The sequence below is a fragment of the Billgrantia sp. Q4P2 genome, from assembly GCF_052806135.1.
Genome location: NZ_JBRBAI010000037.1, coordinates 1 through 630, shown reverse-complemented (window position 1 = coordinate 630; position 630 = coordinate 1). Strand labels below are relative to the sequence as shown.

Here is a 630-nt window from a genome sequence, read left to right as displayed (position 1 = left end):
CGAGCAGCTCAGCCAGGGCGCCACCGAGCAGGCTGCCTCCGCCGAGGAAGCTTCTTCCTCGATGGAGCAGATGACCGCCAACATCAAGCAGAATGCCGACAACGCCGCCCAAACCGAGAGCATTGCCCGCGACACGGCCAACGACGCCGAGGCCTCGGGCCGCGCCGTGGCCGAAGCAGTAGGCGCCATGGAAACCATCGCCGAGAAGATCCTGATCGTGCAGGAGATCGCCCGCCAGACCGACCTGCTGGCGCTCAACGCCGCGGTCGAGGCGGCACGTGCCGGCGAGCACGGGCGCGGCTTCGCAGTAGTTGCCGCCGAGGTGCGCAAGCTGGCCGAGCGCAGCCAGGCGGCGGCGCTGGAAATCTCCGGGCTCTCCGGGGATACCGTCAAGGCCGCGCGCAGCGCCGGTGAGATGCTCACCAAGCTGGTGCCGGATATCCAGAAGAGCGCCGAGCTGATCGCCGAAATCTCGCTGGCCAGCAACGAACAGAATGAAGGGGCCGCGCAGATCAACGTCGCCATCCAGCAGCTCGACAGGGTGACCCAGCAGAACACCTCCGCCGCCGAGGAGATGTCGGCTACCGCCGAGGAACTCTCCAGCCAGGCCGAACAGCTGCAGGCCGCGAT

Annotated in this window: 1 protein-coding gene; it reads left to right on the top strand. The window is 67.6% G+C overall.

The features are described from left to right. Positions 1 to 630: methyl-accepting chemotaxis protein (locus ACUY1T_RS21995; RefSeq protein ID WP_446025698.1), on the top strand; the 630-nt coding region annotated here is incomplete at both ends.